The following is a 22,827-nucleotide window of genomic DNA, read 5'->3' as shown; positions in this document are numbered from 1 at the left end:
TAAAATTAACATTGATAATATAGGGATAACAATAAGTTCAATCATGTTTAATCGGTAGGTAATATTGCGGTTAAATGACCGACTTACTTTTGTGCCATCATTCAAATAGAAACGTAGGAATAAACCACATAACTCAAAATCGTTTCTTAATCAATTCCAATATGAGGCACAAATTACTATTTACTGCACTATTATTCTTATCGAGTTTTACTTTATCTCTTGCCCAGCAGCTAGGTACTATTCGTGGTACTATCAAAGACGCCGTTACTAAGGAAGACCTTGTAGGGGCAACTGTCATTATTGAAGGACAAAATAAAGGTGCTGCGGCTGATATCAACGGATTTTTCTCTTTGAATAGAGTTCCAGCAGGTACATATACATTAAAGGTTTCGTTTGTAGGTTTTAATGTAAAGGTGATTGAGAAAGTTCAAGTGTTGGCTGAGAAGGTAACCGAAGTAAATGTTTTACTTCAAGAAGAAGGTTCAACTTTGAGCGAAGTAAAGGTAGTAGGACAAAAATTAACGAATACCGAAATTTCAGTTATTTCAGAAATTAAAGCGGCACAACAAATTGTAAGTGGTATTTCTTCAGCACAAATTGGAAAAACGCTTGACCGAAATGCTGCTGAGGTAGTAAAACGTGTACCGGGTGTAACTATTTTTGGCGATAGATTTATTAACATTAGAGGCTTGAACGAGCGTTATAACAGTGTAATGCTGAACAACACTTTTACGCCTTCGATGGAAACAGACGTACGTTCGTTTTCATTTGATATTATTCCTTCTAACCAAATTGACCGTATTTTGGTATTCAAAAGCCCTGCGGCCGAACTCCCTGGAGAATTTGCAGGTGGTGTTGTGAAAATTTTCACAAAATCTATTCCTGAACAAAATAGCATTACCATTGATTTTGGAGGAGGTTATAGAGATGGGACTACTGGAAAAAACTTCTTTTCTCCACAACATGGTTCAAGTTACTGGACGGGCTTCAACGATGGATATAGTGATTTGCCAAAATTCTTCCCAGCTACTCGTCAGGAGTTGATTAGCGCAAACCCAACTCGTTTGCAACAAATTGGTCAGTCTCTTAAAAACAACTGGACGCCAGTTCAATCTACAGCTTTACCAGATTTGAGATTTACTTTGACTGGCGCGTTCAAAATTGAAAAAGAAAAATACAGAATTGGTAATATTACGGCGATTAACTACTCAAATACAAGAACGCTGTACAACATGGCTCGCAATGACTACGGATACAGTCGTATTCAAAGCACTGGAGAGCCAGATCCGATTTTTAACTTTCAAGATACACAATATAGCAACGCCATTCGCTTGGGTGTAATGCACAACTGGGCAGTGAAATTTGGAGAAAACCATACGATTGAATTCAAGAACTTATTCAACCAAATGAGCAATTCTCAGTTTGTTGATCGTATCGGTTTCGACAACGGTACAGACTGGAATATCCGTTCATTTGACCAAATCTACCGAGGTATTTACACAGGACAATTGGTTGGTAAACACCAATTTAATAACAAAAATACACAAGTAGATTGGGTAGTTGGTTATAATCAATCATTCCGTGATCAACCTGATTACAAGCGTTTTAGATATAATATTTCGAACGGACAAAGAAATTTATTAGTACCACAAGGAGCAGCTCAAACCTTCAATTTAGGTCGTACCAACATCATTATGGACGAAAATGCGATAACAGGTGGAGCTAATTTAGTTCAGAAAGTCGTTTTGCAAAAAGGAGCAAAAGCTGAAGATAACAAGGAGTTGGAATTGAAAGCTGGGGTTTATGTCGAAAGCAAAGAACGTACATTCAAAGCTCGTAACCTTGCGTATGTGCAGGCAAACAGTTCATTGTTTAACATTGGAAACTTACCTATCGAAGAAATTTTTGCACCACAAAATATTAATAGTACAAACGGGGTAAAAATTGATGAGCAAACTAACCCGAATGACTCATATACTGCCAACAACCATTTGTATGCAGCCTATGTCTCAGGAAACTATTCATTAACGAAAAAATTCAATGTGATTGCAGGTTTGAGAGTTGAAAACAACGCTCAGAAATTAAATTCTTACGACTTAGTGGGTGCACCATTAAATTATAACAATACGCAGACAACGTTGCTTCCATCGGTAAACATGACGTATAACTTTTCTGAAAAAGCTTTATTACGTTTAGCCTACGGAAAAACAATCAACCGTCCTGAGTTTAGAGAAGTAGCACCGTTCTCATTCTATGATTTCGTAAACAATCGTAATATTTCAGGTAACCCTCAGTTGAAGAATGCCAACATTCATAATGTGGATTTCAGATATGAGTTCTATCCAACACCAGCAGAGGTATTGAGTATTGCAGCATTCTACAAATACTTCGAAACACCAATTGAGGTTGTATTTGCAAGTGGTTCAAACCCGAACTTGAGTTTTGACAACGCCAAAAGTGCTTACAGTGCAGGTATTGAATTAGAGGCAAGAAAATCATTAGAAAATGTTTCAAAATCTCCTTTCATTCAAAAACTCAACTTAGTATTTAACGCTGCGTTTATTCATAGCCGTGTGTCATTGAATCCATCAACAGCTTCTACACAATCTGATAATCGCCCATTGCAAGGACAGTCGCCTTACATTATCAATGCAGGTTTGAATTACAACGATACCAAGAAGAACTTACAAGTTAACTTGTTATTCAACGTAATCGGAAAACGTATCTATGCGGTAGGTAACAACTATGGCTTTGCCTATCCAGACTGGTACGAAATGCCTAGAAACGTAGTTGACTTAACTTTCTCGAAAGGCATCGGGAAAAACTTATTAATCAAAGGAGGTATTACTGACATCCTAAACCAGACAAATTACATCTTACAAGATGGAAATCAGGATAATAAGTTTGATAAAAACGAAGACCAGATTATCCAATCTTACAAACCTGGAAGTGTTTACTCTCTGGGTGTAGTATATACAATTAAATAGCAATCAGCTATAAACTATCGGCATTCAGGGAAGAAAATATTTGAGAATTTTTTACTTGAATGCCGATAGCTCAAAGCCGAAAATTTTTCTGGCATAACTACTTTCTTTCCCTAGACATTGGTGGGATGCCTTTCTTTAAAACGGTGGCAACGTTACTCGCTTGCCCTTATAAATCATTCAATTTTAAACACATAATTTTACCAAAAAATGAGACTCTTCAAAATGAATGTAGTTAAGGTATTTGCCTTAATGCTCTCAATGGCTGTTTTGACAAACGCTTGTAAAAAAGACGAAGAAATCGGGCCAGCTCCAACTTTGACTGTTGCTTCTAACTTGGCTGGTACTCCTGGTACTACAGTTCAATTGAAAGCATCTATCAACGCTCCAGAAGGTATCAAATCTATCACAGTTTTGAAAAACGGTGTAGCATTTGATGTAGTAACAAAGAATGGTGAGAAAACTTTCGAATATGCAAAAGACTATCAAATTGATAACCTTGCAGCTAATTCGGTTGTAAACTTTACAGTTTTGGTAACAGATATGAAAAACCAAAACTCTACGTTGACAACTTTACCAGTAACAGTTACAGCAGTTCCACCAAAAACTATCGTTGAGGTAAAAGGTACTTTGGAAGGTAACATTACATGGGATGCTACTAAAATCTATAAATTGGTTGGTTTTGTAAGAGTAGGTGAAGAAACTACTTTCGGTAGCATCACTAAAACTGCTACCTTGACTATCCCTGCTGGTACAGTGGTAATCGGTGACCGTGCTACTAAAGGTGCTTTGTTGGTTCAACGTGGTTCTAAATTAATCGCAAATGGTACAGCTACAAACCCGATTATCTTTACTTCTGAAAGAAATGTAGGTGAGCGTGAAGCTGGTGACTGGGGTGGTATTATCCTTTGTGGTAAAGCTCCAAACAACTTGCCAGATAATGGAAACGACAGACAGTTAGAAGGTGGTTACGGTGGTTTCCACGGTGGATCAGATGCAGCAGATAACTCTGGTTCATTGAAATATGTTCGTATCGAGTATGCCGGTGTACCAATCAACCCGAACCAAGAGGTAAACTCTTTGACAATGGGTTCTGTAGGTAACGGTACTACAATCGACTATGTTCAGGCTTCATTTGGTTTGGATGACTCATTCGAGTGGTTTGGTGGTACAGTAAACTGTAAGCACTTGGTAGCTTACAAAGGCTTAGATGATGACTTTGATAACGATAATGGTTTCTCTGGTTATGTTCAATACGGTATCGGTATTCGTGGTACTACACAAGCTGACCAATCTGGTTCTAACGGTTTTGAGGTTGACAACGATGCTAATGGTTCAAACAACACACCTTATACTTCAGCGATTTTTGCTAACATGTCAATCATCGGTGCTAAAGGAAATGCTGAGACTTCAATCTCTACATTGTTCCAAAATGGTGCTCAGTTGCGTCGTAACAACAAATTGAAAATCTACAATTCATTCTTCACAGGTTATCCATTCGGTATCTACATCGATAGCCAAAGAGGTAATGCTAAAGGTAACGCAGCTAACGGTGATATCGTATTGCAAAATATCGTATTGGCTGGTGTTGCTAACTGGGGTACTAACAACTGGGGAACTGGTGCTGCTACAAACCCTAAAGGTTTCCCAGTATCTGATACAGAACAAACTACTGCTGCTCCAGCAATTTTGATTGGTACTCAAACGCCAACTGACTGGTTCAAAGCTCAATCTGGTAACAAAATCTTGACTGATTTCTCTAAAACTGGTATCAGTACAACATTGTGGTCTACTGGTCGTCCAACATTTACTTTGACAACTGGTACTGCTGAATCATTAATCGGTTTCAACTTGCCTTCAACGCTTCCTTCATTCTTTGACAAAACTGACTACGTTGGTGCATTCAAAGATTCAGATTGGACAGCAGGTTGGACTGAGTTTACTCCACAATCAGTTGTTTATATCAAGTAATCTGAAATATTAAGGATTTCAAATTTCTGAATACTCAAATAGTACATCCCGAGTCAATACTTTGACTCGGGATGATTTAAACAAAAACCAATATGAAACATTTATTTGCCTTCACATTTATTCTTTTATTCTTTACACAATGCGGTTCTAAGAAAGAACCATTACAATATTTCTCAGAAAGCGAAAGAGACTCTCTCCTGACTGATATGATTACCTATGTGTACGTTCCTGCGCCCTATTCCAATAATCAAACCAAGTTTGATGCTAAATACAGACCTTTCTACATCAAAAGTTTACCAAGTTTTTATCTACAAAATTACTTCGAAGCCGATAACGGATATGCCTACTTTTTTATGATTAGACCCGTAGGTTCGAGTCCAGTGTACCGAAGAGGTGTGTTAGGGAAAATGAAATTAGACCCTAAAACGCACAAGATTACCGAGTTTGAAGAAATTGTAAATACCCCACACATGAAAGAGGAGGAGGTAAGAGAAAAAGGTCAATTTCTTTTTAATAAACTCATTGAAAAAGGAAATATACAAGAGTATTTGGGCATGAATCAATACATTCAATGGCCAGATAGCACTTTAAAATATGACAAACCTACCCATACGTGGGTAAGTGTTGGAAGCTTTACTATTAAATAAACTATGTAAGGGCAATTCCCTCACCTTTGGTGGGGGAAAGTCCAAATGGATTTTCATATTGGTGCAAATAAGCAAAGGTCATGGTAATCATCATGACCTTTCTGGTTTTGTGGAAGGTATAAAAAAATAAGATTTTTGCTTTGAGATATAATTTAAAATAGTCAATTTAAACATTGTTATGCTAACCGAGTAAATAGGAGCGGAGAATGCAGTGTTATGATTGTAGGAAGAATTTTTGACTATTGCGGATTTGTGATTTCTGATTTCGGAAATGAATAAAGTGCTTTTTTAGAAAATGTTATTTAAAAAGTAGATTATACTTCCGAAATCCATCATCCGAAATAAATGGTTTTTACAATTCTTCGTATACTTCTAATGCAGAGTTTTGAATTTAAAACCTTCCCTGCGATTCACAAATACTTGTTTCGGATTATTGACGCATAACCTCAAACCTCTTTTTGATTATATAATAGCTTTTCACCCAAATAATAATTGCTTTATGGAAACCTTAACTACTATCCTGATTGGCTTAGCCACTTTCTTTGCACTCTGGCTAGGTCTTGCTTTGTTAATGAAAACCGAATACACCGTTTCTCGCTCGGTAATCATTCACAAACACCTTGAATCGGTTTTTTCGTATCTGAAATTGCTCAAAAATCAAGACAATTTTTCTGTTTGGGCAAAAATGGATCCCAATATGACCAAAACCTACAAAGGCACCGATGGTCAAGTGGGTTTTGTATCAGCATGGGATAGTCCTATGAAGAATGTAGGGAGTGGAGAACAAGAGATTTTGGAGATAGAAGAAAATGTAAAAATTGTTTCAGAATTACGTTTTTTGAAACCTTTCAAAGGTGAGGCTACCGCTCAGATGATCGTCAAAAATGTAGGAGAATCTCAAACTAAAGTCTACTGGCAATTTCATGGCAAAATGAAATATCCGTTTAATTTGCTCTTAGTTTTTTTAAGAATGGATAAAAAAATCGGTGGAGATTTGGCAACGGGTTTACATAATTTTAAGGAGATTTTGGAGAAATAAAGTTGAATTTTTAGCACTCAAAAAAATACCCCCAAACACATTACGTGAATGAGGGCTTTTTATTTAGGGTTGGTAATTAGGTTTAGAGATGAATATCTTAATGCTACTAGTCCGAGACTAAGTCTCTAACTTGGCAATAAAGCAATGTTTTTTGCATGATAATGAATAACATCTACTGAATTCTGAATGGAAGGAACCAATTATCCTTGTTCATCAATCTAGATCTAACAGCTTCCGCATTCGGGTTGTTCGACTTGCGAAGTTTGTCATAAACCTTATTTGCCAAGAATGAAGGGTCATTTCTTCTAATCGCTACACGAACTAAATCGCCCCAACGGTGTCCTTCAAACGCTAATTCTAAAGCGCCTTCTTGAATGATAGAGTTTTCAATAGCCAAAGTACTGTCACCTTCTACGGTATTACTTTTGACCATCGCACGTCCACGAATCCCTGTTGCCAAGTGCCATGATGAGCGATAGCGAGTGGGAGCGTCGCCATTACGAGCATCAAAATCATAAGGAGGTGAATCGAAGGTATTCATCAAGTTGGTTTTGTCCGAAATGGCAGTGTTGTTGTATGTACTCGCAACGCCTGCGTTCACCAAGGCATAAGCCAACTTGCGACGACCATCACGATTGGCAGCTTCAGCAAATTTTAAGTGAACATTGGCTGCACGGTTCAAAAACCAACGTCCGTTTTTCTCTTGCAAACTTTTTCCAACCAATGAATAAATAGAGCCAGCGGAGTTTGGATTCATGAAATTGTACAAATACTTAAATACCACAGGATTGCCATTAATGTTTTTGTAAGACATCACACCACGAGCATCATAGGCAAAATTGTTGGTTTGCGTTTGTCCATTCCAATAATCAATAGCTGCTTTTGAAGGCTGTAATAAATATTTTCCTCCAACATTCGAGAACAATTCTACAAATGGATTTTCAGGTAAAAACTTACTGTCAAAAGGCAGCAACCACAACCATTCAGGATCACGAGAAATACTCGAAGTATTTGAGATACTATTGTAGTTGGTATTTGAACGGTCACGGGCAAAAATTGAGCGCCAGCCTGTTGTATTGTTATCCAATAAGTTATTAATGTCGTTGATATCAGAGTTATAGCTGACCGCAATTGGACCCATTCCTGATGAGATTTGTCCTCTTGTGATTTTGTATAAATGATACCAAACGTTAATATCAGTGGCTTCAAATCCCAATCGGTCAGAGGTTGTCATGATATACTTGTACATCGATGCCGCTTTGGTGTATTGCTGATCCCAAAGGTATAAATCTCCCAACAACAAGTGTTTTTCAATGAAAAAAGTCGTCGGAGAATATCCATCCACGTTCGCCGAAACCAAGGTATTATCTAAGGTATATGGGTCGAGGTAAGTAGCTGGAATAGCTTCCAATTCTTTAATCAATTGTTTGATAATGTCTGCCAAAGGCACACGAGCTTTCGTTGCCAACGATTTAACATCATCTACTGTTTCCACACTTTCAGTTACATAAGGTACACTACCATAATGGATACCCAACTGGAGATAAATCCAACTACGAAGTGCCAATACATCTGCCGAACGTTGGTAATACTCAGCACGTTTGATTTTGTTTTGATCTAGCATGATTTTGAAGTTTTTCAAAATATCATTACAGTTCAAAATTACCTCATAATAGGCTCTTGGATTAGCGTATTCGTTGGTTTCAGAAACAGCGTGTGCATTGATTTCTCGTAAAGACAAGTCAGCATTGGTAGTTACATCTAGCAAATCCCCGCGTAATTCATTGAGGATAACATATTGCTTGGCCAAGGTCGAGAATTTTCCATAAAGACCAATAATGGCTGCATCAGCATCATAGATGTCACGATACATCTGTTTGGTACTTAATGCCTCCTCTGGTGCCAAATCAAACATTTTCTGACAACCTGACATACCCAAAAGCACGCCAGTAGCTAGTCCAATGTTCAGCGTTATTTTTCTTATCGTTGATTTCATTTTTTGTCAAATTAAAATTTTCCCAAAAGGTAATAAGGTTACAAACCGAGTTTTACGCCCAAATTGAATGATTTTTGAATCGGTTCAAGCGTATTGTCAACTCCCTGACCAATCACAGAATTGGTAGCACTAAACTCAGGGTCATAGCCTAAGTATTTGGTGAATATCAGTACATTGTTGGCATTGGCATATACGGTTAAGTATTTCAAGATGCCTTTGTCAACATTGAAGTTGTACGACAAACCCACCGAGCGTAGACGGATATAAGAACCGTCCTCAATCCATCTGCTAGAGAAACGGCTGTTTTGCAATGGGTCACCATAGGTAGCTCTTGGGATATTTGTTACTTGACCATCGCCTCTCCAACGACCTTCTACAGCACGTGATTGGTTGTTGTAAGAATCTCCCGACTCGATATTGCGACGAGTATAGTTATACACATCATTGCCTGAAACAAAACTTACCAAAGCATCCAAGGTCCAGTTTTTGTACACAACTCTGTTGGTGATTCCACCATAAATAGTAGGGTTGGGATTACCTAAAATGGTACGGTCTTTATCATCGATGATTTTGTCACCGTTCAAATCAGCAAATCTTGCATCACCACCTTGGAAAGTGCGAAGTGTTCCATCAGGTAAACGAGTTTGTAAACCTTCGGCGGCTGCTTCAGCATCAGTAGCATATACGCCTTTATAGGTGGTTCCGAAGAAAGAGTTGGGTGCATCTCCTACACGAGTAACAATATTACCAGCTCCGATATTAGTAACGATGTCAGCGTTGCCGTTAGGTAATTGGTCGATAGTAGACTTGGCGTGTGCAAGGTTTACGCCCAAATCCCATTTTACTGAAGATTTGTTTAATACCTTGAAATTGATGCTTGCCTCAAAACCTTTGGTTGTCATAGCACCACTATTCGTTAAGGCATATCCCAAACCAGCCGTTGTAGGAAGTACTTCAGCGACAATCATATCTGAGGTTTTGTTTTGGAAAACATCCACACTCAAACTGATTCTTTCTTTCAGTACTGCCACATCTAAACCTAAATTAGATTTTGCTACAGTTTCCCATTTCAAACTTGGATTTGCAATATTTCCACGTATCAATCCTTGTAAACCCAATAAATTTTGACCTACATAGAACTGTTTTGAAGAATAGTTACCAATGTCATCATTACCAACTTGTCCAATTGAACCGCGAAGTTTTAGTAAATCAAATGGACCATCAGCTAAAAACGGCTCTGCCGAAAGTAACCATGCTGCCGAAAGTGATGGCATAATGGCGATTGGAGTACCACCTACTTTGAAGGTTGAGGCTTCTTTTCCAAACCTTGAAGAAGCATCCATACCAACGTTTAATCCTAAGAAATACTTGTCTGAATATGAATAGTTTACGGAACCATAAGTATTCATCCAATTATAGGTTCCTATTCCTCCTTCAATATTGTTGTACAATACTAAGCCATTGCCAACACTGATTAATTGGTCAGTAGCAGAGTTATAGGCCAATAACTTATCTTGCTCCACTCGTGAGCTGATAAACCTTACCCCCAAACGCGCTGATAGTTCATGAACGTTTTTGAAGGTTTTATCATAACTCACAAAAGTTTCGTTCGAAATATTGAAAAGGCGCTTGGTCTGTGAGCTCAATTGGTTGAGCGCCAAGGTATTTTTCAGTGTATCAGCTACCAAACCATAGTTCGGAATAAATCTGTTTTCTTTGATTTTGTCAAAAGTAACAGCGATGTTAGTTCCTACTTTGAGGTTTTCATTAAACGCATATTTGAAATCTAATACCCCAAAAAAGCGGTATGCTTTGTTTCCACCCAAGGTATTTTTGGCGGCTACAATAGGGTTGCCAATATTGAATACATCGTGATCCGCATAGTCAGGTGAGAAAATCCCTTGTGATGAAACACGATAGTCCGTCAAAAATGGTGCTTTTACCAGAGCCAAATAAATGGGGTTTGTTTTAGAGGCAAATCCAAAATCCTTTGTCTCGGCTTCATTGTAGGCAAAACTCAAGTTGGCAGCAGCGGTAAGTTTACGACTCAGGTTCATATCAGCGTTGAAACGAGTGCTATATTTCTCCAAAGTAGAACCAATTACCCCATTTTTATTGCTTAAATAGTTGACAGAAAGGGCATATTTGGCAATGTTATCACCCCCAGTTACTTTCAAAAACATATTGGTAAGTGGACTACTTGCATATACTTTCTTTTGCCAATCTGTATTATTGTGATAGGTATAATAATCTGGATTTGAGGTATTATCGTTCATGTATGGCAAGGCCGAAATCTGATTACTATTCAATCCTTGGCTCAACAACAAATCAGAAAGGTAACTTTTGTAACCATTTACACCCATGACAGGTAAGTCTTTCGGTGCCATATTGACGCCACCATATAGGGCAAAGTCGATTTTAGTTCCTAATTCTTTAGCTCTAGAGGTCGTAATCATGATTACACCATTCGCACCTTTCGTACCGTATAATGCCGCTGCTGAGGCATCTTTTAATACCGAAATATTGCTAATATCTCTGATATCGATATAGCTTAAAGGGTTATCGAAATAATTGCTATTTAACGAATTGCCATAAATGCCAGAATCGTAAATAACATTGTCAACCACGATCAAAGGACGATTAGTCGCCTGAAGGGAATTATAACCACGAATCGTAAAAAACGAACCTATATTAGTTGAACCAGAAAAGCGCGTGCTATTTAAACCAGCAATTCTGCCTTGCATATAAGTATCAGCAGATTCAGTTAGTTGAGACCATGCTTCTGCCGCAGCCGAGGAGGCTACTGCTCCTAAAGAACGTTGCTCAGAAATAGTACCGGTTGGGAGGGTAATATTACTTTCGGTTCCTAAGACATCTTGCAAGTAGACATTAAACTTGGCACGTTTTGCCACGGGGATTTCCACAGAGGCAAAACCTGGGCATTCAACATTTACGGCCACCGATGAAGATGGTACAGTTAATTGAAACTTACCATCTTCACCTGTAATGGTTGAGGTCATATTTTTATAAAAAACACGAGCTCCTAATACAGGCTTGCCAGTAGCAGTACTGATGACCACCCCACTGATTTGTGTTTTGTATTGCACATGCACTTTGACCACCTCTGTAGGCTTTTTTTCCTGTGCTATGGCATCGAAATGTGCGAGCATAGTCCCGTAAACCGTCAGTGCCATGAGGGTCACTTTGGGAATTGCTGCGAATGGATTTTTGATATATTTCATGGATAAATGTCGTTATCGTCAAATGAGTTAGTTCCAATTAGAGTGAAGGAACCAATTTGATATAGTCCAAACTCATGGCATTGGTACCGTTGGCAACCAAGTACATATTAAGCTTTCCGAAAGAGTTAACCGTATATTCGCCTAGCAACTGTTCGGTGTAGGTCTTCACGGGAAGAGCCGCCGCTGGATAGGCAAAAGTGGTTGCACTCAAAGACGCCATGGCTAGCTTTTGGTTAATATTAAAGGTTGCTGCCTCTGCCACTGCTGTATTTGTGTTATACAAGTCATTGATCACCACCCAATACACTTTGTATTTGATAGATGGTACATCGTTGAGCTGATAGCGTAACCAAAAACCTGAGTTACCATGACCGATAACTGATACGGAGTTTGAAGTAAGGTTAGTTACAGGATTCAAACGGTTACGAACTGCAATGACAGCCGAGCCAATTGAAACAGGCATACGCTCTACGAAGTTTTCGCCCTCAACCACAAGGGTAGGGAATTTTTCCGTAGGAATTACCGTGATTTTGTCTAACACATACACGACACCATTACTCACTTTTATGGTTTGACTAATTGATGATTTGTCGATAGTAACATTTACACCAAATTTTGATTTCAATACAGAAGGAATTTGGTCAATCGTATAATTACCTTCAAATACTAAATCTTTGATAGTTGCAAAAGCCGATTGACGATAGGTACTATCAGCAGTACTTGTTTTGAAATAAGGTTTCAACTTTTCAACTTCTGCTAAAAAAGAAGCATCCTTCAACTGGAAGTAGGTATATTGTTTGGTTTCCAAGTTGAGGTCATATACATTTTGCGTAAATGCATTAACCGTTTCAAATCCTGTTCCTGGGCGATAAATTGGCTGACCAGTCGTTGCACTAATACTATCAATGGTAGCTTTACTAGCATTGAATACCTGAAAAGTCAAGTTGGCGATTGCCGTATTTTGTGCCGAGCCTGTTTGGTTTGTACTAATGTATTTCCACAAAGATGGTAGTACAGTGATTGATTGCGAGAGAGTATGCAATACACCGTTACTAGCAAAGGTATTGGCAGAAGCAATCGTGGCTGTTCCCAAGGTTGTTTTGCTCAATTTATAAAACTTGCCATTTACCATTTGTAAAGATTCAGAAGTGCCATCGCTTACAGGAACATTGTGACTCATGAGTGCAATATGGTTACCTACAAAGGCTTTCAATTGTGCTGTATCACTTAAGATGGTTGTACTCAAACCATTTAAGGCATCGTTACTTGGCGCAAAAACAGTATAGTTGGTTGAAGAACTCAACACTTTGTCATAGCCTGTTTTGATAAGTAAATCTTTGAAAGTGCTCAGATTACCTTGTGTGCTAATCTGCTCAAAAAGATTTTTCCCCAATGATTCGGTAGGAGAAACTAGACGGTCATCCCAATTTTTACAGGCGACCATCCCTAAGCTCCAAACCATGAGAAAAAGGATATATATATTTTTTGAACGCATTTTTTTACAAGTTAAAATGTTGGAAAATTATTCATTAATCAGAGAGCCATCAGGCAAATGACGTGGTGAAATCTGATTTTGAGTAACTGGGATAAACTGAATCATGTCAATGTTGTTCGGTGAATGCGTACCGTTGATAGCTTGCAATCTGAACATGTGACGGTCAGTCGTTTTAATGTCCACCGTTCCCAATAATCTACCCGCCATGTTGATGTCTGTACCTGGAGACATATAGATTTTCCAACCTAATGATTCCAATTCACCAGCACCTAGCGTTGGCACTTGGTCAATAAATAAGAATGGTCTTGTCAATACCTCACCATCAATCGCACCTGTACAAGTAATCGTAAAACTGTTTGAGGTACGTTGACGACGATAGCACATCCAAACTTTATAGCGACCTTTTGGAATAATTGGAGTTTTCATATCTAACCAAAGGTTACGGCTAGGAACACCCATTGGAACTTGCAAATAGTCTTTTTTCGCAGCAACCGCATCAATCACATAAGTAGGAGGGAACGAAGCATTTGCCCATTGAATATCCTGAATCACCGTACCAACAGGGAAGCTGTAAGTTTTCTTTCCATAATATGCTGAAAGCTTTTTCATTTCAGGGAAATCACAAACATCCCAGTCAATTCTTGTAGGAAGACGCAATTTGATATTATAGTGTCCTGACGCAGCGTGTAATACGCCATTGGTGGCTGTATTATCACTTTCTGTACGAACCAACTCAATACCGGGTTCACGAACCCCATTGAATACATCATCATTCAAAAGAATGGTTTGTCCGTCTAACTTTGAACTAACTACGGTTGGTTCAGTACTTACTTTGGTCAAATGTGAACTTGCTGTGATAATGTCTCCAAGGTATTTGGCACCAACCAAAATGTGATATGCCACGTAGATATTCAAACTATCGGATTTGAGTTTAGGGTTGCCTGTTTGCGAAAATCTTGCTTTTAATTTGGCAAAATCAGTGTATCCTGCTTTACTCAAAACAGTATTAGACTCAGCAATCAATGTGGTAAATCTTTTATCCAAATTGTCGTTCAGTACATTCAAACTATCATAATAGCCAGTTTCTTTAAGGGCTTGGGCAAAAATGGAATAGTTAGAATTGGCTGCTACCAACTCCGCAATGGATTTGGTGGCTGGTGTTAATACTGCATCTACAGCATGTAACATACCGTTACCAGTTTTCACATTGGTTTCAATGACATTCGCCTGACGGTTGAGCGTATAGCTTGAACCCGCAGTAGAATTGCTCACACCTGACAAAAGGTATTGTCCGTACATGGTTACCAAAGGAAGCTTCCCATCTTTGAACGAACTTGTGGTCAAAGTATCTCTAATGACATGAAGTTTCACAATGCCCTGAGCTTCTTCTTTCGTCAAACTTGTAGCCTGTTTTCCAACAGAAGTCAAGTATTTCTGCACTGCCTGATTGTTTGGTGCAAACATGGTGTAGGCGCCATAAGCATCTAGGAAGCTATCGTAACCCGCTTTTTCTACAATTTTAGCAAAGTCTCCATATTTGTCTGGATACTTGAGTAGGTAACTATAAAGGTTGGCATCGCCAGTGGTTGTTTCAACGATAGTAATATCTGCACATCCCCACAGGCCGATTCCTAACATGATGGTTAGGATAAATGCCGAAATTGATTGTATGATATTTTTCATAATCTCAATAAAATTTTTTGTGAGTGACAGACGCATTATTTATAGAATGGATTTTGAACCAATAATTTATTCGTTTGAATTTCGTATTGGTAAATCGGTAAATAATGGCTGTTAGGGTCTTTGATTTTTGCAATAGCTGATTGCTGACGTTCTGAAGGAACACTTCTTGCCGTAAGGTTTACCAACAAATCGATTCGTTTATAGTTGGCACGTTTGGCATTTCTAAGTACATCAAACCAACGCTTTCCTTCAAAAGCAAATTCGCGAGCTCTTTCATCCAAGATATAGTCGAGAACACCGCCTGCACCATCGATATTCGCTGGGTCTGGTGACTGCTCTGTTTGAACAATCGCCCATGCTCTGGTACGAATTTGTTTGACAATAGCGAGCGCTTCTGTACCTCTATTCAACATCGCCAACGCCTCCGCTTTCATTAATAAAACATCTGCATAGCGATACATGACTACATTAAAGGGTGTTTCGCCAGCGGCACGGTCATATTTTCTAATAACCCCAGTAGTCATAGTCAAAGAGGACTCATCCGCACGTGTATCGTAGTTGGTTGGGTCGAGCAAATCTTCCGTAAAGATTTCTTCATTCACATACGCTGACGCTTGGTATCTTCTGTAGGCAGAAGAGTTGCCAAGTCCAAAAATAGCGTACATAGGATAGTTGGTAATCCCGAAACGAATGGTATAATCACTACCATAAGCTAATTCAAAAATACCCTCTGTAGAGTTACCTGAACGAACTGTGCTAAACCAAGCATTGCTTCTTGTAGCTGGGTTTGAAACTAAACCAAATTTGGCGCTACTAATCACTTTATTGGTTGCTGCTAATGCTTCGGTTGGTTTTTCCATCCATAAATACACATCAGCTTGAAGGGTATTTACCATGTATTTAGTTACACGACCATGGTCTTTTTCCTTTGTTCCGTAACTGGTGGGAGCATCGGGTTCAGCTTCAAGTAAATCTTTCTCTATTTGAACAAGAATTTCTTTTTGAGTCGACTTGGCAATCGGTACAATTTCATCGTCACTACTAGTTGCCGAAGTTTTTAAAGGAGCATCGCCATATAAGCGTACAATGTAAAAATACATCCAAGCACGAATAGCTTTTGCTTCTGCCACATGTGCTTTCAAAGCATCCTGTGTATAGGTTTTATCCTTGTCGAGTACTGCAGGCGCAAATGAAATAACCGTGTTACAGTAGTTGATAATTCTGTAAAAATCTCTCCAGTCTGTCAAGGCATTGGTTGGCAAAATGTTTGAGTTGAGGATATCCAATTCGTTGTTGGTAATACGAAAAGATGGACTTATCATATCGGCACGAATTTCGCCCATTACAAAAACTTTTTCAGGAATCACATCGATTACTGATGCGTAAATACCGCCAACTGCTGAAGCAACTTGTTCTTTATTGTTCCAAAATCTATCTTGAACAATACCGTCTTGAGGTCGCAATTCTAACCAACTATCACAAGAGGTAGTTAGTAAAAGAGCACTCAGGGCGATGGTTTGTATAAAAACTTTTTTCAACATTTTTCTATATAATAAAGGGTTGAATCTACTTTAGAATGTTGCTGCAAAACCAAATGTGACTGTTTTTGCAGGTGGTGTCATCGAGTTGTCCGTTGCTACTCTGAATGGATCACTACCTCTCATTTGAACCTCTGGATCTTGGCCTGTGTATTTAGTCCAAGTGATCAAGTTTTCCACGGTTGCGTAGGCACGAAGTGCGGTAAAGTGCAAGGTCTTCAGCACATTTTTCGGGAAAGTATAGCTGAAAGTAGCGGTACGAAAGCGAACAAACGATGCATCTTCTACATAGCGACTTGAACCTAACCAGTTATAACCTGAGTTATAAAGCGCTCTTGGAACCATTGTAACATCTCCTTCTTTTCTCCAACGAGCCAAAACTTCTGTACTTTGGTTACCAAAACCATACATATTGGTAGTGTTCATTCTGGTGGCGTTTACTACATCATAGTCGCTACGGAAGTTGAAGAAGGTTGTCAATTTGAATGACTTGTAAGAAACACTTCCTCCAAAACCACCTGTGAAAGCTGGGTTTGAGTTGCCCAAATACACTAAGTCCATATAGTTGATGTTACCATCTTTGTTAACATCCTCATACATAGCATCACCTGGCTGGAAGGTATAGTCGGTATTAGGGTAGTTAAAACGCATATAAACCGATTGCCCGTCTGGTGTTACGATTGGTTCGCCACTTTTGCCTTTGGCTACTGTAGCAGATTTGTCTTTATAAACACCCAAATAACGGTATCCATAGAATGAACCAAATGGGTTGTTTACCTGCATATAGGTCATATAAGCCCCGTTCAAAGTAGCATTCCCACCCGTACGAGGATACAAATCAGAAATTTCACGAATTACGTTGGTGTTACGAGCAATGTTAAAGTTGAAATCAACACTCCAGTCTTTGGTTTTGTATGGATTATACATCATGTTTAATTCCCAACCCATATTATCCATTGTACCAACGTTCATTTGGACATTACTAAAACCTGTGTAAGCAGGAATTTGTAAGTTTTCGAAGAAAAGGTCTTTTGTACTGTTTTGATAAAATTCAGCATCTAACGTAAATTTTCTTTTCGAAGTAATAATGTTTACCCCTAAGTTGCGACCGATGATTCTTTCCCAACGAAGGTTGTTAAGTTGCATCGTTTGTGGCACAACCGCTGCATCGCCCAAATACGACCATCCCAAGGTATTGTATTTCCCATAATACAAATAGTCATAACGAGGCGCATTACCACTTTGACCATAACTAGCACGGATACCAAGGTGCTCAAAAATATGTTCCAAAGGACGCATAAATGGCTCGTCAGATAGAATCCATTTAGCCGAAATACTTGGGAACAAACCATAACGGTAAGCAGGGCCAAAGCGTGAGTTTCCATCTCCTCTAAGACCCAAGTCAATGATATAGCGGTCTAAAAATCCGTAGTGAACATTCCAAAGTAAACCTACATTACGTGTTTGAGATACACCAGAAGCAAGTCTTGAAGTAGTCAAACGGGCAGGATTCGAGGCATCTGTCAAATCGGATGAAGCAGTGTTGGTTACATAAGATTCCTGCCAAACTGATTTTACATCGGAAGTATTCAAAGCCCAAAGAGAAGTGAAATCATGCTTCGTGTTTTTGATTTTGGGGGTATAAATCAAAGTCGATTTTGTAGTAACCGCAAAACCATCAGCATCGCCGTCTGTGGCTACGTTTACAAACGAACTTGTAAAGGCTTGTCCAGTGGCTACTTGTGGTAAAAACGAGCTCGTCTTGTTGTTATTGATGTCAAACTGAACGTCAAAAGTTGCTACCCATCTACCTGGTGCAAGGTCATATTGCACTTGAAAGTGCGGAATAATACGTTCCGAAGTAATAATGTTTTTCGCAGATTTTACCATTGCTACAGGGTTGTAAGTGGCATTGGTCAAACCCGTAAAAGTACCTTGAATGTTGGTTAATGGAGAGAAAAAGTTCCCTGTCAATTGTCCCAAATCATTGTATTCATAGATACTCATGTTCGGCATTTTACTGTAAGCTACCGAACGTACTAAATCTTTATTGCTTGTTAAAGATGACACGTAGTTACGATTGTTTACTGAGTGCGTAAACGAAAGGTCAGTTTTAAAGCGAATCCTGTTTGATACGTTATAGTCCAAGTTGATACGCGTGTTAATACGATCTAATCCTGTTCCAATGGTTGTACCTACTTGGTTGAAATACCCTGTTGAAGCATAATACTTGGCTTTCTCTCCACCACCCATAATCGATACGTTATGGTCTTGAGAATAACCCAATTGCGTAATAGCATCTACCCAATTGACATTCTGGCTATAGTTGTTGTACCAGTATGGGTCGTTGGGGTCATATTGAAATTCTTTTATGTTTTGGGTATTTAATGGTATACCATTTCTATTCATATAAGCTTCAGGAATCAACATCGAATATTGGTCACCCGAAAGCATTGGAATGGCATTAGGTTGTTTTGATAACGATCCTTTAAAAGTATAAGTTACCTTTGGAGTACCAATTGCACCACGTTTGGTATTGATAACCACAACCCCATTGGCAGCACGTGAGCCCCACATAGCAGTAGCAGCGGCATCTTTCAATACGGCAATATTTTTAATATCCGAAGGAGCAAGGTTTAATAAAGAAGCGTAACCCATTTCATCGGCAGTACCAAAGTTAAAGTCAGACGGAATGGATGTTTCGTAAGGCATACCATCAACTACAATCATCGGGTCAACAGAAGAGTTGATAGACGAAGTACCACGAATACGAATTTGCATCCCTGTACCTGGGTCACCAGAAGCAGCAGTAATATCTACCCCCGCCAAACGTCCTTGTAGCATTTGGTCGATAGACGTTCCTTGCATATCTTCTAATACCTTCGCATCAATTTTTGCTACTGCGATGGTCGTATTTCTTTCAGAAACTGTCATTAAACCATTATCTGTTGGCTTGGCAGTTACCACAACTTCATCTAAGTCTGCTGAACTCGATTCCATCCAGATTTTGATATTGCTACGACCTTTAATGCCCACTTTCTGAGTTTTAAAGCCAATACTTGAAAATGACAAAGTGTTATTTTGGTTGGAAACTCTAATGACGAAGTTCCCCTCTACATCGGTCGTTACTCCTTTAACTATACGATTATCTTTGTCAAGCTCGGCGACTGTAACGCCAATTACAGCCGAACTATCTTTTGCTTCAACAACTTTCCCTCGCACCGTAAAAAGGTTAGGGCTTTGGGCATGGCTCCAGCTAACTCCTGTCAGCACCAAGCCACATATTAAGAGTATTTTGGTTAATATTTTCATTGGCTGTGAACATAGTTAAACACTATGTAGGTTTGGTTGGAGAATTAGTTCGACTTTAGGTAATTGTCAATTAAGTGAATCACGGCGCGGTTCGACAAGTTGTTACTTTTGTTGACAATCACCGTTGCTTTGCGCAACTTGGCATCTGATAAACTCATGGCACCTTTGCTGTTCAAAACAGTGACATTTACAGCATCTCCGTTTCCATCTTTTAGGAGTGTTTCCATCGCACCTGACTCTTTACCATCCGTTGCCACAGCCTTTTTATTCAAAATATGATAATTGATAAAATCTTCTACCTTTTTCTTATCCAATAAACTCGTTGGGTTGTAGACTGGCGTCTTCGTTGCACCCGTTCCAGTACCAGGTAAAACACCATCATTCACGGCTGCCTGAATTGCAGCATTGTTTGGAATAAACAATGTGTAAAATGTGCCTTCGCTTACATTGGCAATAGCATTTGTTGCTGCAGTGTACACGGTAGAGTTTTTCAAATATTCGAAAAAGTAGCCAAAATCAGACGTTAGGGTAGGAGCCAAATTTGCCAAATCTTTCCCGATTGGGTCTGCTATTGTGGTATTGGCAGGTGCGAAATTAAGGACGCCATTGGTGTAATACACTTTGCCATTAGAAGCAGTCTTGCTACTCAGAATAGTCAATGGAGCCGCTTTTGTACCTGTTGAATAGACTTTATTCCCATCAAAGCGAATGTATTCACCATTAATCGCATCGATAACACCTGAACCAGAAAGATTATCCAGTTCTTTGTTTGGAGTATATACTACAGAGGTAGCAACAATACGCTGAAGGTTAGCCAAAATAGAAGTCCCAGAAGTACGCGTTGTAGTGCCAGGTGCCGTATATCCCCACTCACTGTTCGCAACGTTCGCTACCGACTTTGATATATCGTAATCATATCCAGCCGCTTTGAAAAGGTCATCGCTAATCATAAACAACACGTAGTTCACTCTCGGATTTAGGATCGTGTTTTTCCAGTCCATATCCAAAATACGTGTCATCATTGAGTATTTAGGATCTAAATATGATTTTGAGTAAACAGATGAGAAAAGGTTAGATTCCTGAACTTTGTTGGTTCCGTAGAACATCGCATTACTCAAGATTTTCTTCTCCACCACGTTGGCATTAGCATTAAAACGAGCCTCTTCGCCTAAAGCATTGAAGGAGTTTTGGAACTTGGTTGGCCAAACGGTTGACGGAAACAAATGCGCATTAATCAAGTCGATGATAATACCTGGAGGCATTGCATCTAATGATTTGTAGTTTTCTAACAACACACTATTGATATAAGGAGTAAGTACATCGTTGGTAGGAACAAAAATACTCCACATATCTAACTGAGCATCATTTTCTGCATTTTTCAAGAAGTTTTCACAGTTGGGAGCAAACGTTAAATACTTACCCGAACTAGCTTGTTTATTGTAATTTTTCACATAAACTTTATCGCCTTTTCCAGTCAAGTTGGCATACTTAATCGTCATGGCATCGTTCAAACCGAAGGTTGCCGCATACTTCTCAATAAGGTTACGGAACACGCTATACTCTGGTTTGTTTCTGATGAATTCGTCAATCGAAGGTTGTACTGTGGGTACATCATCAATTTCATGAATCATTCCATTTTCAGCAAAAATATCAGCATTGACTACTTTCGAGTTCATCACGTTGAAGCCGCTATAGCTTACATTAGGATAGAAATAATTGTAGTCAGTGGCAGTTAGTCCACGAGCGCTCAGGTATTCATCCGTAAAGTACGCAATGTGCTTATTGTTGTTGTCGCCCACAATGTAATTACCGTTCTGACGGTTGGTAGCAACAGATTTGAATGAATTTCCATCAAAGGATTTTTCATCGTAAAATCCTGTATAATAGGCTGTCTTACGTCTAAATGAACGAGAATCTTGCCATCCAGCAGGAGCTTGATAGTCTGCCAAACGGTTTTTGTCAAAAGCATTAAATACCAATAAGCCCTGAACAATCTCACGGGCTTTGGTTGAATCCATAGCGTTGAGGCTTTGACCCGAAGCGGTAAAATACTTATTGAAAGCGTCATCATTTGGAGCAAAAAAAGTCCAGTAACCTGCACTTGATAGCGTACGTTGGTAACCACTTTTGTCAATGACACCCAGTAAGGTTTTGAAATTACCCCGTTTCGTAAGCACTTGATAAATAGGAGGTTCGAGTGTCTCAGGACGTTTGTAGATATCCAACTCTTCTTTGGTACAACTACCTAGAAAAGTACTGATGAGCACACTCAGTACCAGCCAGTAGCGAATAGAGTATCGATGCATCATGCGTTGTTGTTTAATTTGAGATTTACTGATTTAATATATTAGTCCTATCGGATTTATTGGTTTACTATATGATTCTATGTTGGTTTGTTAATTATGCTGGCAGGTAGGTTGTGCCATAATTTGGAGTTTTATTAGGTTTTGAGTTAAAACAAAAAGTGTTAGATTGACACATTTATCTTGGTTTTACTTTTTTCAAGTATTGCGCAACAAACGTGTTAATCACAGAAAAAAATTATGAAAAAATGAAGTTAAAGATTGGTTGCACGTCAAATCAGAGAGAATTGCTTGTTAGTATGTGGTAAACAAAAGACGTGCGGATTCATTAAAGGTATATATTTTTCCATAGGATTAAATTGGTTTTTTAAAGGTTATAAATCAGTTTGTATCGGGATGGTTAGGTAATACTTTACCTGTATTTTCGATGTAAAATAACAAGAAGTCCAATCTATAACCATCATGCTTCATCCTGTTAGTGATGAAAAATATTGAAATAGTTCAATAATGATTTTTGATTTCAAACTACTCTACCCAGCTTTTTTTAGGATCTGATAATGAGTGACTTGTAATTTTATCCACCTAAGCAATTTAATTAGGGTATGTTCCATTGCCAA

General features: G+C 38.8%; 11 protein-coding genes. 4 read left to right on the top strand and 7 right to left on the bottom strand.

What is annotated here, in order from left to right:
* The first annotated feature begins 161 nt into the window (after window positions 1-161).
* The 4 genes from GVN22_RS15905 (at window position 162) to GVN22_RS15890 (ending at window position 6,641) form a co-directional block, all read left to right on the top strand.
* Entirely contained in the window at window positions 162-2,987 is a 2,826-nt protein-coding gene (locus GVN22_RS15905) for a TonB-dependent receptor (RefSeq protein ID WP_205690923.1), read from the top strand.
* 207 nt (window positions 2,988-3,194) lie between these two features.
* Window positions 3,195-4,955 carry an Ig-like domain repeat protein gene (locus GVN22_RS15900; RefSeq protein WP_166552001.1) on the top strand — a complete coding sequence of 587 codons (1,761 nt, stop codon included), beginning with the start codon at window positions 3,195-3,197 and terminating at the stop codon, window positions 4,953-4,955.
* Window positions 4,956-5,047: 92 nt separating this feature from the next.
* Entirely contained in the window at window positions 5,048-5,602 is a 555-nt protein-coding gene (locus GVN22_RS15895; protein WP_166552000.1) for a hypothetical protein, read from the top strand.
* 499 nt (window positions 5,603-6,101) lie between these two features.
* Complete coding sequence (locus GVN22_RS15890) at window positions 6,102-6,641, top strand: SRPBCC family protein (protein WP_166551999.1); 540 nt, start codon at window positions 6,102-6,104, stop codon at window positions 6,639-6,641.
* 172 nt (window positions 6,642-6,813) lie between these two features.
* Here GVN22_RS15890 and GVN22_RS15885 read toward each other — a convergent pair whose 3' ends face one another.
* The 7 genes from GVN22_RS15885 to GVN22_RS15855 are packed head-to-tail and all read right to left on the bottom strand — an operon-like array spanning window position 6,814 to window position 22,216.
* Window positions 6,814-8,637 carry a RagB/SusD family nutrient uptake outer membrane protein gene (locus tag GVN22_RS15885; RefSeq protein WP_166551998.1) on the bottom strand — a complete coding sequence of 608 codons (1,824 nt, stop codon included), beginning with the start codon at window positions 8,635-8,637 and terminating at the stop codon, window positions 6,814-6,816.
* Between the two features lie 38 nt (window positions 8,638-8,675).
* Window positions 8,676-11,879 carry a SusC/RagA family TonB-linked outer membrane protein gene (locus GVN22_RS15880; RefSeq protein WP_166551997.1) on the bottom strand — a complete coding sequence of 1,068 codons (3,204 nt, stop codon included), beginning with the start codon at window positions 11,877-11,879 and terminating at the stop codon, window positions 8,676-8,678.
* 37 nt (window positions 11,880-11,916) lie between these two features.
* Complete coding sequence (locus tag GVN22_RS15875) at window positions 11,917-13,374, bottom strand: fasciclin domain-containing protein (RefSeq protein WP_166551996.1); 1,458 nt, start codon at window positions 13,372-13,374, stop codon at window positions 11,917-11,919.
* Between the two features lie 27 nt (window positions 13,375-13,401).
* On the bottom strand, window positions 13,402-15,057 hold the full coding sequence (locus tag GVN22_RS15870) for a fasciclin domain-containing protein (protein ID WP_166551995.1): 1,656 nt from the start codon (window positions 15,055-15,057) through the stop codon (window positions 13,402-13,404).
* Between the two features lie 35 nt (window positions 15,058-15,092).
* Entirely contained in the window at window positions 15,093-16,598 is a 1,506-nt protein-coding gene (locus GVN22_RS15865; protein WP_166551994.1) for a RagB/SusD family nutrient uptake outer membrane protein, read from the bottom strand.
* A 30-nt stretch (window positions 16,599-16,628) separates the two neighbouring features.
* A complete protein-coding gene (locus tag GVN22_RS15860) occupies window positions 16,629-19,907 on the bottom strand; it encodes a SusC/RagA family TonB-linked outer membrane protein (protein ID WP_166551993.1) in 3,279 nt (1,092 codons plus the stop codon).
* Between the two features lie 44 nt (window positions 19,908-19,951).
* Window positions 19,952-22,216 carry a fasciclin domain-containing protein gene (locus tag GVN22_RS15855; protein ID WP_166551992.1) on the bottom strand — a complete coding sequence of 755 codons (2,265 nt, stop codon included), beginning with the start codon at window positions 22,214-22,216 and terminating at the stop codon, window positions 19,952-19,954.
* Window positions 22,217-22,827: the final 611 nt, after the last annotated feature.

The organism is Cellulophaga sp. BC115SP (assembly GCF_009905545.1).
Classification (GTDB): domain Bacteria; phylum Bacteroidota; class Bacteroidia; order Cytophagales; family Spirosomataceae; genus Flectobacillus; species Flectobacillus rivi.
The sequence above is the reverse complement of the archived record's forward strand: the minus strand, read 5'-3'. Positions and strand labels throughout refer to the sequence as shown.